Raw genomic sequence first — 16,047 nt, forward strand, 5'->3', positions numbered from 1 at the left:
CCATAAAAATTTGGGCTCAACTGACATCATCAGCGAGCCCTTTAATATTACATTGAAGATGCAACGTGTTCAAGTGACGGAAGGATTTCTGTAACACGAACACCGAAGTTTTCATCGATAACTACAACTTCACCCTTTGCTATCGGCTTGTGGTTGACAAGGATATCAACTGGTTCACCAGCAAGCTTATCAAGCTCGATGATTGTACCTTCACCAAGTCCAAGAATGTCCTTGATAGTTTTCTTTGTGCGACCCAGCTCTACAGTCATTTCCATGAAAACATCCATGATAAGACTGGTGTTTCCCTGTTCTGCAGAAGAGATTCCCTGAACAAAGTTAGGGAACTGCAAAGACTGAACATTTGGAGGTGTCTGCATTGGCATTCCACCCATCATCTGTGGCTGAGCCATACCCATTCCGCCCATCATAGCGCCTCCCATTGGTTGCTGCATGCCCATCTGCATCTGTGGCTGAGCCATACCCATACCCCCCATCATCTGTGGCTGAGCCATACCCATTCCACCCATCTGCATCTGAGGCTGTGCCATTGCTGGAGCTGCGTTCATTCCACCAAGATCCATTGCTGGAGCCGCAGCCTGAACGCCACCACCAAGAGCCTTTGCCATACCGTCGGCAACAGGTCCAGAAACAGCCTCCCAGATTGTATAGCTTTCACCAGCCATGGTAACTGGATATGTAAAGAGAGCAAACGTGCCCTGTGGCATTCTGATCATAGCCTTTGGCTGATTTACAGCCTCAGGAGGATTTGTTGCAAGTCCTGGAAGTTTACCAGATTTGCTGAGTTCTGTGATTTCTGAACCAGAGAAAGCAGAAACTACTTCTGAGATTACAGATAGTCCCATGTCATCAAGAGCTGGGTTTTCTTCCTGGTTGATGAAGCCAACAAGCTTTGTTGCCATTTCGGAAGACATGAGGAAAAGGTGATCTCCACCAAGACCAGCATTGTAATCTGCCATGACAGCGATGACAACTTCAGGAACCTTTGCAAGGAGCTGATCACGGCCAGCAGTTTCGACTGTCGGTGCTCCGCAAGAAATTTCCTGCTGTGTCATGTTCTTGATTACTTCAGCAAGTTTATCTGTCATTCCATTTGCAAAATTCTGCAAAGTTGGAACATCAATGCTAACTTCAGGTCCGGATGAAAAAGAACCGCCTGAACCAATACCACCTACGTCTACGCCAGACAAAAGTGCGTCAATTTCTTCCTGTGATATAGAACCTTCGCTCATAGGTTATCATCTCCTTCCGGGGTTAATTCTTCAAATTCTTCTGTATCCTGCTCATCAATCTTACCGATGATCTGAACAGCTATTTTTTTACCTACATTACCAGCCTGACAGTAGAATTTCTTCTGGCTGCCAACGCTTAAAGTCAGCGGCTCGCCGACCTTGATCGTATTCAACCTTACAACATCACCGCATCTAAGGTTGAGGACATCCCTGATTGGAACATTGATTGAACCGATATCAGCAACAAGCTCCATTTCAACATCAGAAAGCTTTTCCTTGAGTGTACCAAGGTACTGTGTGGTTGAGCTTCTGCGAACAGAAGAGAACCAGAATGATGATGAAAGCTTTGAAACAATCGGCTCAATAGTAATATATGGAATACAGATATTCATCATACCTGCTTCTTCACCAATTTTAACTTCAAGTGTAATAAGGATAACCATTTCGTTCGGTGGAACGATCTGAGCAAACTGAGGGTTTGTTTCAATCTGCTGCAGACGAGGACGAAGGTCGATTACCTGTGTCCATGCCTCGCGCATGTTGGCAAGGATACGAACAATGATGCCTTCCATAACCGACTGCTCGATATCCGTAAGGTCACGGTTAACCTTTCCACCTGTATCACCCTTTCCTCCAAATAGGCGGTCGATGATGATGAAGGTGATTTCTGGAGCGATTTCAAGAACAGCATTGCCCTTCAAAGGGTCCATGTTGATGACAGCAAGTGTTGTCGGTGTTGGAATGGAACGAATGAATTCCTCATATGTAAGCTGGTCAACAGAGGCTACATGAACATGAACCAAGGTACGAAGCTGTGCTGAAAGGCTTGTTGTCGTAAGACGGGCAAAAGATTCATGCATGTTGGAAACTGTACGAATCTGTTCCTTAGAGAACTTGTCCGGTCTGCGGAAGTCATAAATCTTAATGCGTCGGGTGTCGGTGACTGGCTTGAACTCATCGGCTTCGCTTTCGCCTGTGCTTATAGCCTGGAGGAGCTGGTCAATTTCATCCTGTGACAGAACTTCATTCATGTCTTATCCCACCTTAAAAATCAGCGTTACTGCTGAACTACGTCTTTTCCTGTAAAGCGAACATCACGGATTCTTGAGTTGCTCAAGATATCATCGTTGATCTGATCGCGAATCTGCTGTCTAAGCAGCTCCTCGTTCTGAGGCTTGAGATCTTCAACAGTCTGTTCCGAGAAGAAACGGCGAAGGAAGTCGATGATTTCGATGCGTCTTTCTGTGATTTCAGAAGAAGCTGTCTTGTCATCCTTCTTGTAACCGAGGGCAATAGTAACGCTTACGCTTGCTGGCACTGGGTCACTTGTTGAAGTTCTGATCTGATCGAGGGAAGTATACCAGTCATAGGATTCACGCTTAACTGTGTATTCTTCGCTCACTGGAATGGAAGTCTGCTTGCTTCCACCTTTATTAAGGATTGCAGTTGTAACTACTACGATTGTAACAATGAAAATTACAGCAGCAACACCAATAAGAATCATCTTGAGCAACTGTGGGAATGCACCCTTTACACCGCCCTTCTTACCTGCTGGTGCGTCACCTTCGAGACCGTCACCAAGGTCGTTTGCGTTGTCTTCGTCTGCCATAACATCCTCCCGAATTTATAAATATTCACTCACTTTTTATATCGGTAAATGAAAAATATTTCTTAGTATTTTTTTATTTTTAACGATCCCTTGAACTCGAGAAAATTAAAAATGTCCGTCATCAAGAATTATGACGTCAACCCTTCTGTTTCCAGCACGTCCTTCAGCAGTGTCATTGCTGTACTTAGGTCTTGTATCCGCGTAACCTGCAATGGAGAACTGCTTTTCATCCACGCCAAAATCAGCAAGATAATGAAGTACATTTGCAGCTCGAGCAGCGGACAGTTCCCAGTTGCTTGGGAAAACCCCACCGCTGACGACAGGTCTGATGTCAGTATGTCCTTCAATACGCCATCTGCGACCCGCAACCTCTGGAGCTTCAAAGAACTTTGAAAGCCTGAGCAAAGTCTCGCGTGATTCCTCGATGTTCAAATCTGCACTTCCTTCCTCAAAGAACGAATCGGAAGCAAGGGAAATGATGATACCACGCTCATCGCTTGTGATGGTTATCTTGTTTGACTTAACTTCTGGAGCAAAACTTGAAATGGCCTTCTTCATGGCAGGTCCAAGGGCCTTTCCCTTCTCCATTGAAGGAAGAGCGCTTACGACATTACCAAGGTCTGCAAGGCTACCAGGGCTGACAGAAATTCCACCACCTGGATTATTGTTTGAAAGAGAAGCAGACAGTGCAGCCATCTGGACCGCATCAGATTCCGATGGGTCATAGAGCATAACGAAGAAGCAGAGCATGAGTGTGATCATGTCTCCGTATGTACCTTGCCACGCGGTACTTGGCTTCTCCGGTTCTTTCTTTTCTTTTGCCATAATTAGTCCTTAAGAATGTCAGCTTCAATAGCCTTGCGTGATTTTGGATCAAGGTATGTAAGGAGCTTCTGTCCAAGAACACGAGGGTTGTCACCCGCCTGGATCGAAAGGATTCCTTCAAGAACCATTTCCTTTGAATTCATTTCGCGGCTGTTCTGTGCAAGAAGCTTTGTAGCAAGAGGTCCGAAGAGCCAGTTGGCAAGCATGGATCCATAAAGTGTTGTAATCAAGGCAACGGCCATGTTAGGACCAAGGGATGACTTGTCTTCAAGGTTGTTCAACATACCGATAAGACCGATAACTGTACCAAGCATACCCCAACCTGGAGCGTAACCTGCCCACTGATTAAGGATACCTGCCCACTGCATATGACGGGCTTCAGTCTGTGCCATTTCATTTTCAAGGATTGCGCGGATTGCGGAAGCATCATTACCGTCGACCATGAGACGAAGACCTTCCTTCAAGAACGGATCATCAAGATCATCAAGACCTTCTTCAAGGGCAAGGATACCTTCACGACGAGCCTTTTCCGCAAGGGAGACAAGGTTCTGGACAATATTCTTTTCACCGTAATCAAAGACCTTCATTGTTCGACCAATGATTCCCCAGATTCCGATAACCATGTTCAAAGGAGATGAAATGAACAAAGCCATGTAGGAACCACCGATAACGATGATAACAGACGGAATATCAATAATACCACCGACAGAAGAACCTGATGAGAAAACACCAAGCAAAACCATGGCAATACCACCAATGAAACCAATTATTGTCGCCAAATCCATTTAGATTCCTCCCAAAACAAACAGAAACGGTCCAGTCTTCTTATGGAAGCTAAAGTTCCTGCATGCCTATTTTTTTTCTGTAGGATACGATTCTTTCAATGATTTCTTCAGGAGTTTCGTGAACTACAACTTTTTTTCCTGACAGAAGAGTAATCGTAAGATCTGGGTTTTCTTCCATAGATTCAACCTGATGAGGATTAATCCAGTACTTTTTCCCATTCAAACGAGTGACTTCAATCATAGTTCTACAATAATGAACTGTAAACACCGAATCGTCAAGTATATTGTCGGATAAATTCAGTACTATCTTAAATACAAGCGGTAAATTGTACCTTCAAACTTCTTCTTTTAACAAATTTTTTGTTATAAATATAACAAAGACCAGAATTTCTATTGCAAATATGGGACTTTGAATTTAAAGTTATTTTCATGAAAACACAGATACTTGTAATTGAAGATCTCCCAGACATGTCACAGCTTATTTGCCTGTATATGACAAATGCAGGATATGAAACGACAGCCTTTGAAAAAGCCGAGGATGCGCTCGTAAAGATGCAGGAAGGATATATCCCTGACCTTGTGCTCCTTGACCTCAATCTTCCTGGGATGAGCGGCTTCGAATTCCTTAAGAAATTCAGAAGCGAATACAAGCCTACAATTCCTGTCATGATCGTATCTGCAAGAGATGCCGACGATGATATCATAGAAGGACTTGGCCTTGGAGCCGATGAATTTGTCACAAAGCCTTTCAGTCCTAAGGTTCTGGTCGCCAAGGTACAGGCTAGACTTGCACGTCTCAGCGCTACCGAAGCATCCGTGGAAGAAACAATCAAATTTGGTCCATATACCCTATTCTGCAACAGCTGCGTCCTTAAGAGAGGATCTGAAAAGATCGCCCTTTCCGCAAAGGAGTACGAGGTCCTCGAATACCTTGCACGCAACAGTGAAAAGCCTATTACTCCAGAGCAGATATACAACGCTGTATGGAAATCCCAGTTTGGCGACATGACTGCAGTCGGTGTCTACATCCAGAGGCTCCGTAAAAAGATAGAAGACGACCCATCAATGCCAAAACACATCGTCACAATGTTCGGCATGGGTTACAAATTCAACGCATAGAAGTTCCATCTTGAACGAGACATAAAAGATGCAGATAAAAAAACAGATTTCCCTGCTCATAATCACCGTCCTGCTGCTGCCTTTTGCCTGCATCCTTCTCGTTCCTATGTTTGTCTACATCCATTCATCGGATTCAACGCTGATGAAAAGGTATCTGGATGAAAGACAGAAGAATCCAAACACTTTATCCACCCACAACTGGAATCAGATACAGGAATACATTAGCACCACTCCCCACGACGTTGAGATATTACTGGTGCACCATAAAAAAATCCTGTTCTCAACTTTCCCAGATTTTCCAAAGGGAAATGAGGTGACACTTGAAGAGTTCTTTCCATATATGAGGGACACGTTTTCAAGCTACAACTATCAGATCCAGTCCTTCTACATAGTTGACGACGAGCTTTACCTTACGGACCAGGCTAAAATCAACATGGGGAAAGACATAATGAACAACAGCGGATTCATCATAACCCGCCGAAACATCAATTCAAGACCAAAAAGCAGGCTTGTAAAATCAAGATTCATGATTCCGTTCTATTTTTTGATAGTCACGATGGAAATCATATTCATCGTATTTGGAATCCAAGTCATAAGGACCATATCAAACTCGGTGATCAGGTTGAAATTCGCAACTGAAAACATCATCAGCGGAGACATGGAAACTCCTGTAGACACATCCTTAAAGAAGTCGGAGGCAGAGGAAATTTCAGGTCTGGCAGAGAACCTGGAAAAAATGAGGATTTCCCTCAAGGAAAGCAAGGAACGAAGAACCAGATTCATCATGGGAATAAGCCACGATTTAAGGACCCCAGTTGCCCTAATAAAGGGATATTCTGAAGCCATTGAGGACGGAGTAATCACAGGAAAGGATCTTACAAAATCTGCATGCCTCATAAACCAGAATGCAGTCCGCCTTGAGGAAATGATCAATGATCTTATCAATTACGTTAAGCTGAACAACTCGGACTGGAAGCAGAAGCTCGAATTAATTGAACTGAAACCAGTGCTTGAAACATATCTATGCAACATGCGGTGCGCCGCAGACATGTACAGAAGACAGGTTTCTGGAAATCTAGACATACCTGAGCACATCAAGGTAAAGATGGACACGAATCTCCTTCAGCGCGTAATAGAAAACCTGTTTACAAATGCTCTTCGCTACACAAAGGAAGGAGATTCCATATCGCTTAATTCTTATTTGAACAAGGAAGGTCATCCTGTAGTAACAATAAAGGACACAGGCAGCGGAATTGCAAAAAAAGACCAGCAGAAAGTATTTGAACTTTTTTACAGAGGAACAAACTCAAGACGAGAGGATGGAATGGGCATTGGACTCGCCGTAGTAAAAACCATCATCGACAGCCACGGTTGGAAAATAGACATCAAGTCAGAACTCAAAAAAGGTACGGAATTCATCATAACACTGAGCTGATGAATTTTCCCACCAGGGCTACTACGGTTTCAACATCGTCAGCGTCAACTGTCACAGCTCCTGGTATTCCACGCATGAAGGTATATTGCTTCTTTGCATAATGATGGCTGTCATTTTTTATCTTTTCCTTTATCTGATCGATTGAAAGACCTTCAACAAAAAATTCACTGTAGCCTATTGCCTTCATGGCAGGAGTATCCTTTGCATACCCCATGGATTTCAGACGCTCGATTTCTTCAGCCAACCCTTCATCAAACATTCTATCAACACGACGGTCGATTCTATCATAAAGTTCTTCCTTGTCTCTGTTGAAAATAAGTGTAAGGAATTCATACTGTTTTCTTGGAGCTTCTGGCAAAGCAAAGGAGCTTAAAGGCTTACCTGAAGCGTAGAAAACCTCAAGAGCCCTGCATATCCTGTATTCATCATTTACATTGATTTTTCCAGCACTGACAGGATCTATGACCTTGAGTTCAGCATGAAGGGATTCTTTTCCGACCTGTGCAAGGCGTTCTTTTATCTGCCGCCTGATATTTTCATCGCTTTCGGGAGTTTTGGGAGAGCCAAGAATGAAGTTTCGCGCATAAAAGCCTGTTCCTCCGCAAAGAACAGGAACTTTCTTTCGTGACCATATTTCATGACAAAGGGAATCTGCCATTTCCATGAATTCTCCGAGACCAAACTGTCTGTCTGGCTCCACAAAATCAATCAAATGGTAAGGAACGGCGTTCCTTTCTTCTGCAGTAGGCTTTGCAGTGCCGATGTCAAAATATCTATAGACTGCCTGGCTGTCACAGCTTAATATCTCTGCCTTGTCTTTAAAATCAAAAAGACTGCCCCTCCCAAACAACTCAAGAGTCAAGGCAGTCTTTCCTGTGGCTGTAGGTGCAAAGAATACGATAACTGGAGTTCTTGCAGAATCAGCCATGAAAGTTAGTTTTTCTTTTCTTCGATAGCGTACTGAACTTCACCAGTAAAAAGCTGACGTGCAGCAAGGCTGACAACCTTACCATCGTTCTCATCAACAATGCTGGAAATATCTGGATCATTATACATTGCAAGGTTAGCAAGCTGAAAGGCACGGCGGCTTGCAGCCACTGTGATTCCATACATTCCACCCTTGAATTTTGAAAGTTCTTCTAATGGAAAAATCATCGGTAACACCCCTCAAATAAAGTAATTCATTATAAGATTTATTTAGACCTATTGCAATACAAAAAATATCATCATATATAAAAAAGCGGCACAAACGAGGGTTCATCTGTGCCGCAAAGGTTGGGTATATCTAAAAACAGTTGATACTATTGTTTAGCCGTTATTAGCGCTTGAGGCTGAGGACTGTCTCAAGGAGGCTGTCTCCAGTCTGGATTGTCTTAGCGTTTGATTCAAATCCACGCTGTGTAACAATCATGTCTGTAAGCTGTTCTGTAAGGTCAACGTTTGACATTTCGAGAGTACCGGCAATAATCTTACCCTTACCCTGTGTCGAGCTTTCGCCTACATTTGCCATACCAGAGTTGATTGATTCTGCGTATGTATTGTCACCCTTCTTTTCAAGACCACCCTGGTTTGTGAAGGATGCCATTGCAACCTGACCGATTGTGCGTACAGAACCATTTGAGTAAACGCCTGTGATTACACCGCTCTGATCAATCTTGAAGTTGTCAAGGTAACCGAGCTTGTATCCGTCCTGGAAATTAGCCTTTGTTGTAGACTTAGAAGCAGCCTGTGTGATTGTGTTTTCCATGCTGCCGATTGTTCCAAGGTTAAGGTTGAATGTCTGGCGGTATGGGTTTCCATCAGCATCTGCATTTGAATCTGCTACTGTGTAAGAAGCCTGGAGAACGATTTCACCTTCTGGATTTGACTGGTTTCCTGCGCTGTCTGTAACAGAAGCAAGCTTGCCTGTGTTGTCAAAGTTAAGGATGTATGTGTTTTCCATTCCGTCTGTTCCACCGAAACCGATTCTTGTCTGTGTGAATTCAGCGTTGTCTGGATCTACATTTACTGTAACTGACCACTGGTTAGGATTTCCAGGAACCTTTGCAAAGTTCATCTGAACCTGATGTGCGTTACCGTAGCTGTCGTAGATGTTGATTTCTGTCTGCCATGTTCCTTCGAGAACCTGATCTGCTGTTGGGTTCTCAGGAATTTCTGGAGTATTCTTGTTAAGGTTGCAGAAATACTTGACGTTTTCTGTTGCCTTTGGAGGATCCTTCTGTCCTACAGGAATCACAAGGTCTGTAGGAGTTGCAGAAGTTCTTACGATCTGACGACCATTTGCATCCTCTGCCATCCATCCCTGTACTCTCATTCCGTTTGCAGGATTTACGAGTGTTCCGTTTGAATCTGTACCGAAAACACCTGCACGTGTATAATATGTCTGGTCTCCGTTTTTCAAAACGAAGAAACCGTTACCCTGAATAGCAAGGTCAGTTCCGTTACCAGTTGTCTGAAGATTTCCCTGTGTAAAGATTGTGTCGATAGTTGCGACACTCATACCAAGACCAACTTCCTTAGGGTTAACACCACCCACTTCTTCTGTTGGACGAGCAGCACCATTAAGCTGCTGGCTGATCATGTCCTGGAAAGTTGCACGGCCTTTCTTAAAACCGTATGTGTTTACGTTGGAAATGTTGTTTCCAATAACATCCATTCTTGTCTGGTGATTCTGTAAACCTGAAACACCTGCGTACAATGATCTCATCATAAAGATACCCTCTTTTGATTTTTTTGTTTTTATTTACCCAATATATTCAGTCTGCAAACTGCAGGCTTAATACCAATTTTAGTTGCCGTATACGGCTGTGATCTTCTTCATGTCGTAGTACATGTTGCCAACGCGAACCTGTGGGTTCTGTCCGTAAGTAACCGCTTCTACAACACCAGTTGTCGATGTATCGCCGATAGCAATATCGACAGTTTTACCGATTGTATTAACCCCCTGTGCAGAAACAAGCATCTGGTTCATTTTTGCAAACTCCTGATTCATGTTTGTCATCTGTTCAAGGGAGCTGAACTGAGCCATCTGAGCAATCATCTGTGTGTTGTCTGTTGGCTTTGTAGGATCCTGATGTGAAAGCTGAGTGATCAAAAGCTTAAGGAAGTCATCCTTACCAAGTTCATGAGATGGCTTTCTGCCTTCCACAACAAGCGACTTGTTGAATGAATCAACCTGCATGTTGAGGGCTGCCATTTCCTGAGCATTCAACTTTGAACTAACTTCATGAATTCCTTCCATACTTTTATCCCCTTTTATGCTACGATGCTAACCTGCTTATCAAGACCTGTTTCATAAGAAACCGATTCAACGCCGTAGTCATCAGAATCAGCGGAGGCAGCATAGTTGCTGTACGCCTTGTTGCCAAAGAACTGTTCACTGCTCTGATGTCTTTCACCCTGTTGTGCAAAAGCACCAGAAGATGAATTGTCTGCAAAACTAAGATTCAAGTCAGCATTCTCAAAACCGCTTTCCTGGAATGCCTGTCTCAAGCTATCCATGTTCTGCTTGAAAGCTTCAAAAGCTTCTTTGCTATGTACAGTTATCTGCCCTGTGATGACATTATCGGTAACCTGAAGATTAATCTTAACATTTCCTAAAGATTCAGGCTTTAAAATCATGTTTACGGTTCCCTGGTTGTTGTCACGTAGAACTATATTTCCTGCCTTAACAAAATCTGGAACATTAGTCTGTACCTGTTGTGTAAGCATTTCCTGGAAAGTTGATCCTGTAGCCCCCGCAGTCTGATTATTTGTAGAAAGAATGTTCTGGGCTGCATTGTCAGACATACTCAACGCTAGGTTTATATTGTTTTCTGATGCATTTTCAGAGCTCTGATTGACCATAGATTTAAACTGAGCGATCTTATCTTCCACGCTACGGTTGTCTGTCACTGTAAAGATATCCTTGAAAAGAGATGTAGCTTCTGACTTTACTTCTGAACCAGAATCTGCAACCTCAAGCTTAAAGGCAGGTTCTTCTTTCTTTTCGTTCATCACAACAGCATCCAACTGCTGTCCGATATCACCAAAAGCAGCGACATTGACTTCTGAAGCTTCAGAATTTTCATTTGCTATCTGCCGTCCATCAAGGAATTTTTCAGGATTTTCAAGGGATAGATTCTGCGCATTTATTACAAGATCATCCTTGCTTTCATATTCAATTGCATTTTCAATTATCGCAAGAGGATCATCATTTGAAGAAGCCTTCATCTTAAGGAATGAGAATTCAGAATCGTTTACCTGAATTTCTTCTTCAGAAACCTCATTATCTAGGAATGTAAGCTGTCCATTGATTTCATTCTTTACAGTAAAATCCGAAGGTATCATTTCAACAGAAACAGCTTTTACCGCTGTTTCAGAAGCTTCAACCTCAAGCTTATCTGCAGCCTCAAAATCATCTTTTTCAGCAAGCTTTTCAGCATCACTGTTTACGGTCTTATTTTTTGGATTTTCATTTTCTACAGTACGGACATCCTTTCTTGGATCAGCGTTTTCGACATTCTGTGGTTCTGAAATTTCCTTTGAGGATATTTCGTACTTGATATCTGTGGTTTTAGGAGATGGATCCTTCCTTGACACCTGTTTGATCATGTCGCGGAACGAAACCCCTGGCTTTGGTTCATTCTTTAATGAAGAGAAATTCTTTGGCTGATTCTTTGAGTTCTGTGTTTCGAGAAGCTGTAAGTTCAAGGCCTGCATATGTTCCTCCAAAAGATAAACAAGGAAGCAACTGCAAGCCTTTCAACGGATTTTAGTTGATAGAAAGCGGCTTATTGGCCATCTTGCGCTGAATCTCAGCAGCCCTTTCTCCAGGCATAAGTGACAGCCAGTAAGCAACTGTTGAAGCCTCCCCGCTTGCAGCAGCAACTTCATCAGCCTTGCGCAGAACGTCTATTACGTCCTGATCATCCATGGCTACAAGAATCGCTACAGCATTCTTAGGTGGCATACCGTTAAGGTTTGCAACAATTTGCTCAATGTTTACACTTCTATCATCGTACTTTTTAACTAAATTATTAAATGTTTTTTCACGTTCTATGAGAGTTTTTTCTTTATCTTCAAGTTCAAGGGCAACCTGGGCATTGGCATCTTCCGCAAGCTGTACGTCAGATTCACGCTTTGAAAGCTCTTCTGCACGTATCTCAAGGGCTTCAAGCCTTTTTGCAAAACGGTCATTGTCAAGATCAGCCTCTACAAGCTGTTTTGAACTACCAGCAGTTATAGATGTCTGTGGTGCAAGTCCTACCATCTTGAAAAGAGGTGCAAAAGTCTTTTTTGCATGGATGATGCCAAGATAGTCAAACCAGAGCATTCCAAACAAAACAAGAATCACAATGAGAATTATGAGAAGGATTGATTTTCCTAAAACTTTTGCACCTGACACTTTCTACCCCACCTGAAATAAAACTATTTTCTTAGTCTATTTTCGGTTTTTTATCGTAAAAGATTACAATTATCTTGTAATGAGACCACCGATGGCTGTTCCAAGGGTGATGTCGTTTTCACGCTCGATGATGTCAAAGTAGATTCCGCGCTGGCATACAAGAACATCTTCAAGATATGCTTTTACGCGGCTGTAAACCTTGTAAAGCTTGAAGAATGTAGATCCGTTGCAGAGCATGCATACAGGCTTAGCGGCATCCTTTCCTTCACCGCTCTTGATTGCACAGGCTGCAAGAATTGAAGCTGCCATGCGTGCACAGCGTTCAACAAGGGCATCCATAAGCTGGAAGAGGATTTCCTGGTCTTCTGCAGTTCCGTCCGAAATCATTGCACCAAGCTTGTTGTTTGCTGAATGAGGAGCAACAAGATAGCATGAAACATCGATTGTAGTAAGGGCATCAAGGGAAGCAAATTTTGCAGAGACAGCATCAGAGAACACCTTTTCCTTTCCTGCAGCTACAAGCATTTCGTATGCAACAGGACCAAGATATGCACCAGAACAAAGCTTTTCCATGATTCCCATGCCAGGTTTGTCAGACTTCTTGTCGAACGCATAGTCAAAATCGCTTCTTGCAACCTGATTGAACTTTCCGCATTCGCAGTTGATGATCTGTCTCTTGAGTCCAGGATATGCTGCGTCTTCCTTCTGGATGTAGGCACCGTTCATGCCCGTACCAAGGATGAAGCCGATGTATGAAGAATATTCCATGCCTTCATCTGGATTAGCGGCACCTGCAAGCAAAGCAGAAACTGTATCGTTAAGAAGTGTAATGTTGAGCTTGTCGTTCCAGCCGTGTTCCTTGAGGGCTGCGGCAAGTTCCTTTCCGATCGTACAGCCTTCAACTTCAGGAGCCTTTACTTCCTTTGTAAAGTTGATGAGAACGCCGTCTCCGTCTTCAAGGATTGTAACAGGATAAGAGAAACAGAAACCGATGTTTGCCGACTTTCCCTTAAGGTGTTCAAGGTTTGATGCAATCTGATCAAAGAATTCCTTTTTTGAAAGTTCCCTTTCGATTCCAGGCATCTTTGTTTTTTCAAGGTCTGTGATTGTAGGAGTTCCGTCTGCGGCAAAAGAAACAAGGCATGAGCGGAAATTGGTTCCACCTGCATCGATAACGATTACCGACTTGCCTGCTGCTGCCTGTGAAGGAGGAGTTGTAAAAGTACGGATCATTTCTGAACCTACTTTTTTACCCTTAAGCCCCATGTCAAAATCATAGAGCATGGCATTTACAACGCCGTTGATATCCTGATGAACAGGAAAATTGTGTCTGCCCAAGAATGCAGCAACTGAATTATTCATATACAAACTCCATATAATAGTAACAATGTACACATTATATCATAAGAAAACACTCGTTTTCAATTATGAATTATGAATTATGAATTATGAATTATGAATTATGAATTATGAATTATGAATTATGAATTATGAATTGTGAATTATGAATTATTACACTATATTATACGCCTATGTCACTGGAAGAAGAATTAAAAGATAAATTGAACCCTGAACAATATCGCGCAGTCACAACCCTTGAAGGACCTATCCTGATCATCGCTGGAGCTGGTTCAGGAAAGACACGCGTAATCACATATAGAATCGCAAACATGCTTGAAAAAGGCATTCCTCAGAGCGCCATCCTTGCACTAACCTTTACAAACAAGGCTGCAAAGGAAATGGAAGACCGCATCAAGGACCTTACAAACAGAAAGCTACAGAACCTTACTGTCAGTACATTCCACGCCTTTGGTGTACGCATCTTAAGACAGGAAATAGAAGCCCTTGGGTATAGACCTAATTTCTCCATATATGACGAAACCGACAAAAAAGCCCTCATAAAGGAAACGGGACAGGAACTTAAATTCACAGCAGACGCCCTTGACCTGTACAAAATAAGCGTCCTTTTCAGCGACATAAAGACAGGAAGAAAAACATGGTGCGGAGAAAACGACATGTACAGGGAGCTTTACGAAGGCTATCAGGAAGGACTTAAGCTGTACAATTCTGTTGACTTCGATGACCTTATCGTTCTGCCAATAAAACTATTCAAGGAACATCCAGACATCCTGCAGCGTTACAGGGAACGGTTCAAATACATTATGGTCGATGAATTTCAGGACACAAGCCATCAGCAGTATGAGTTCATGCATCTTCTTGCTGACAGGAACGTCGCAGTCGTAGGAGATGACGACCAGAGCATATACAGCTGGCGTGGAGCCGACTACCAGAACATCGTGAACTTCGAGACAGACTTTCCTGACGTGCAGGAAATCCGTCTTGAACAGAATTACCGTTCAACAGGAACGATTCTTGCGGCTGCCAACGGAGTGATCAAGAACAATACAAACCGCAAGGACAAGGAACTTTGGAGCGGCAACGGAACGGGAAAACCAATAGAAATCTACATGCCGGAAAATGAAGCGGCGGAAGCTGATTTCATCGCAGAAGGAATCCAGGGAATCTGTGCAGAAGAAAAAAGAAACTATGCGGATTTTGGAGTCCTTATCCGTGCCAACACCCAGACCCGTGCCATAGAAGAAGCCTTTCTCGAAGCCAACATTCCCTACACCGTCAGCGGCGGAACAAGCTTCTTTGAGAGAAAGGAAATAAAGGACATCATCAGCTACCTTCGTGTCATTGCAAACCACGATGATGACATCAATCTGATAAGAATTCTCAACACTCCCCGCCGAGGAATAGGAAGAGCCGCCATCGAGCAGATCAACACAGTAGCAAAGAACATGGAATATTCCCTTTGGGATTCCATTCAGGCAATCATTTCATGTCCACCTGAAGAATGTCCTGTCACAGGCAATGTTCTGGATAGCCTTAAGGAATTCAGCGAAATAATAGAAAAAAACAAATCCATGCTCGGAGGAAAAGGCTTAAGCAAGAAGGTCCGTGAGATGGTAGATGAGATAAATTACTTTGATTTCCTCATTACAGAAAATCCAAAAAGCGAAAAAGCCGCTCGATTCAAGTACATGAACATAGAAAGCCTTATAAAGAGCATGGAGCAATGGGAAAACAATCCGAACTACGAAGACACAAGCCTCTATGCATACCTTAACCGCATTACCCTTTTAAGCCGTGACGACATGGACGAAGAAGAAAACCAGGGAAAGGTAAACCTGATGACAGTCCACGCAAGCAAAGGCCTTGAATTCCCTGTTGTTTTCATTGCAGGAGCCGAAGAAGGTTTGATGCCCCACGCCCATGCCGTAGAAGAAGGCGGAGATGCAGCCGTAGAGGAAGAAAGAAGATTGTTCTATGTTGCGGTAACCCGTGCACAGAACAGACTGCTTATTTCAGCATGCAGGCAACGAAGACGAATGGCAAGCACCGTAGACTGCGAACCAAGCAGATTTCTTGATGAGATTCCTTCAAATCTTGTTGAATACCACGAACCATCAAAGGAAGTGAGTGAAGAAATGGCACATGAGCTTCTGCAGAACATGCTCAAGAACATGGCAAAACCTAGAGTCCCTAAGCTTTGACATTCCGAACAAATAGAAACAGGAAAATAATATAGGGCATCTCTAAAAATTGCAATTTTTAGAGCCTCCATATATAAA

At 43.1% G+C, this 16,047-nt stretch carries 16 protein-coding genes; 3 read left to right on the forward strand and 13 right to left on the reverse strand.

Features of this window, described 5'->3' with window-relative positions:
- Window positions 1–47 precede the first annotated feature (47 nt).
- The 6 genes from fliN to ACKI39_RS12135 all read right to left on the reverse strand — a co-directional run bounded on the left by fliN (window position 48) and on the right by ACKI39_RS12135 (window position 4,710).
- Window positions 48–1,250 carry a flagellar motor switch protein FliN gene (gene fliN / locus ACKI39_RS12110; protein WP_407400882.1) on the reverse strand — a complete coding sequence of 401 codons (1,203 nt, stop codon included), beginning with the start codon at window positions 1,248–1,250 and terminating at the stop codon, window positions 48–50.
- The gene (fliM, locus tag ACKI39_RS12115; RefSeq protein ID WP_407400884.1) at window positions 1,247–2,281 is read right to left on the reverse strand and encodes a flagellar motor switch protein FliM; all 1,035 of its coding nucleotides are present in this window, start codon (window positions 2,279–2,281) and stop codon (window positions 1,247–1,249) included. The genes fliN and fliM overlap by 4 nt, the downstream gene beginning before the upstream one ends.
- 26 nt (window positions 2,282–2,307) lie before the next feature.
- Window positions 2,308–2,859 (reverse strand): flagellar basal body-associated FliL family protein, encoded by a 552-nt coding sequence (locus ACKI39_RS12120; protein ID WP_407400886.1) that lies wholly within the window; start codon window positions 2,857–2,859, stop codon window positions 2,308–2,310.
- A gap of 105 nt (window positions 2,860–2,964) precedes the next feature.
- Window positions 2,965–3,684, reverse strand: a complete 720-nt coding sequence (gene motB, locus ACKI39_RS12125) for a flagellar motor protein MotB (protein WP_407400888.1) — start codon at window positions 3,682–3,684, stop codon at window positions 2,965–2,967.
- Between the two features lie 2 nt (window positions 3,685–3,686).
- The gene (locus tag ACKI39_RS12130) at window positions 3,687–4,469 is read right to left on the reverse strand and encodes a motility protein A (protein WP_407400890.1); all 783 of its coding nucleotides are present in this window, start codon (window positions 4,467–4,469) and stop codon (window positions 3,687–3,689) included.
- A 49-nt stretch (window positions 4,470–4,518) separates the two neighbouring features.
- Entirely contained in the window at window positions 4,519–4,710 is a 192-nt protein-coding gene (locus ACKI39_RS12135; RefSeq protein ID WP_407400892.1) for a flagellar FlbD family protein, read from the reverse strand.
- 188 nt (window positions 4,711–4,898) lie between these two features.
- On the opposite strand from ACKI39_RS12135, the gene ACKI39_RS12140 reads away from it, so the two are divergent.
- Both ACKI39_RS12140 and ACKI39_RS12145 read left to right on the forward strand, forming a co-directional pair.
- Window positions 4,899–5,588 carry a response regulator transcription factor gene (locus ACKI39_RS12140; protein WP_407400893.1) on the forward strand — a complete coding sequence of 230 codons (690 nt, stop codon included), beginning with the start codon at window positions 4,899–4,901 and terminating at the stop codon, window positions 5,586–5,588.
- 28 nt (window positions 5,589–5,616) lie between these two features.
- The gene (locus ACKI39_RS12145) at window positions 5,617–7,023 is read left to right on the forward strand and encodes a HAMP domain-containing sensor histidine kinase (RefSeq protein ID WP_407400894.1); all 1,407 of its coding nucleotides are present in this window, start codon (window positions 5,617–5,619) and stop codon (window positions 7,021–7,023) included.
- Here the strand turns inward: ACKI39_RS12145 and miaA are convergent.
- The 7 genes from miaA to ACKI39_RS12180 all read right to left on the reverse strand — a co-directional run bounded on the left by miaA (window position 7,007) and on the right by ACKI39_RS12180 (window position 13,771).
- Window positions 7,007–7,951, reverse strand: a complete 945-nt coding sequence (gene miaA / locus ACKI39_RS12150) for a tRNA (adenosine(37)-N6)-dimethylallyltransferase MiaA (RefSeq protein WP_407400895.1) — start codon at window positions 7,949–7,951, stop codon at window positions 7,007–7,009. The genes ACKI39_RS12145 and miaA overlap by 17 nt on opposite strands.
- 5 nt (window positions 7,952–7,956) lie before the next feature.
- The gene (locus tag ACKI39_RS12155) at window positions 7,957–8,178 is read right to left on the reverse strand and encodes a DNA-directed RNA polymerase subunit omega (RefSeq protein ID WP_407400896.1); all 222 of its coding nucleotides are present in this window, start codon (window positions 8,176–8,178) and stop codon (window positions 7,957–7,959) included.
- A gap of 163 nt (window positions 8,179–8,341) precedes the next feature.
- Window positions 8,342–9,733, reverse strand: a complete 1,392-nt coding sequence (flgE, locus tag ACKI39_RS12160; RefSeq protein ID WP_407400897.1) for a flagellar hook protein FlgE — start codon at window positions 9,731–9,733, stop codon at window positions 8,342–8,344.
- A 78-nt stretch (window positions 9,734–9,811) separates the two neighbouring features.
- Window positions 9,812–10,264, reverse strand: a complete 453-nt coding sequence (gene flgD / locus ACKI39_RS12165; RefSeq protein WP_407400898.1) for a flagellar hook assembly protein FlgD — start codon at window positions 10,262–10,264, stop codon at window positions 9,812–9,814.
- Between the two features lie 14 nt (window positions 10,265–10,278).
- Window positions 10,279–11,724 carry a flagellar hook-length control protein FliK gene (locus ACKI39_RS12170; protein ID WP_407400899.1) on the reverse strand — a complete coding sequence of 482 codons (1,446 nt, stop codon included), beginning with the start codon at window positions 11,722–11,724 and terminating at the stop codon, window positions 10,279–10,281.
- A 52-nt stretch (window positions 11,725–11,776) separates the two neighbouring features.
- Window positions 11,777–12,409: a periplasmic-type flagellar collar protein FlbB gene (locus ACKI39_RS12175; RefSeq protein ID WP_407400900.1), complete on the reverse strand. Its 633-nt coding sequence runs from the start codon at window positions 12,407–12,409 to the stop codon at window positions 11,777–11,779.
- 69 nt (window positions 12,410–12,478) lie between these two features.
- Entirely contained in the window at window positions 12,479–13,771 is a 1,293-nt protein-coding gene (locus ACKI39_RS12180) for a hexokinase family protein (protein WP_318691783.1), read from the reverse strand.
- Between the two features lie 170 nt (window positions 13,772–13,941).
- Between ACKI39_RS12180 and ACKI39_RS12185 the strand changes: the two genes are divergently transcribed.
- Entirely contained in the window at window positions 13,942–15,969 is a 2,028-nt protein-coding gene (locus tag ACKI39_RS12185) for an ATP-dependent helicase (protein WP_407400901.1), read from the forward strand.
- The last annotated feature ends 78 nt before the right edge of the window (window positions 15,970–16,047 follow it).

It is taken from the genome of Treponema sp. (genome assembly GCF_045641405.1).
GTDB lineage: Bacteria > Spirochaetota > Spirochaetia > Treponematales > Treponemataceae > Treponema_D.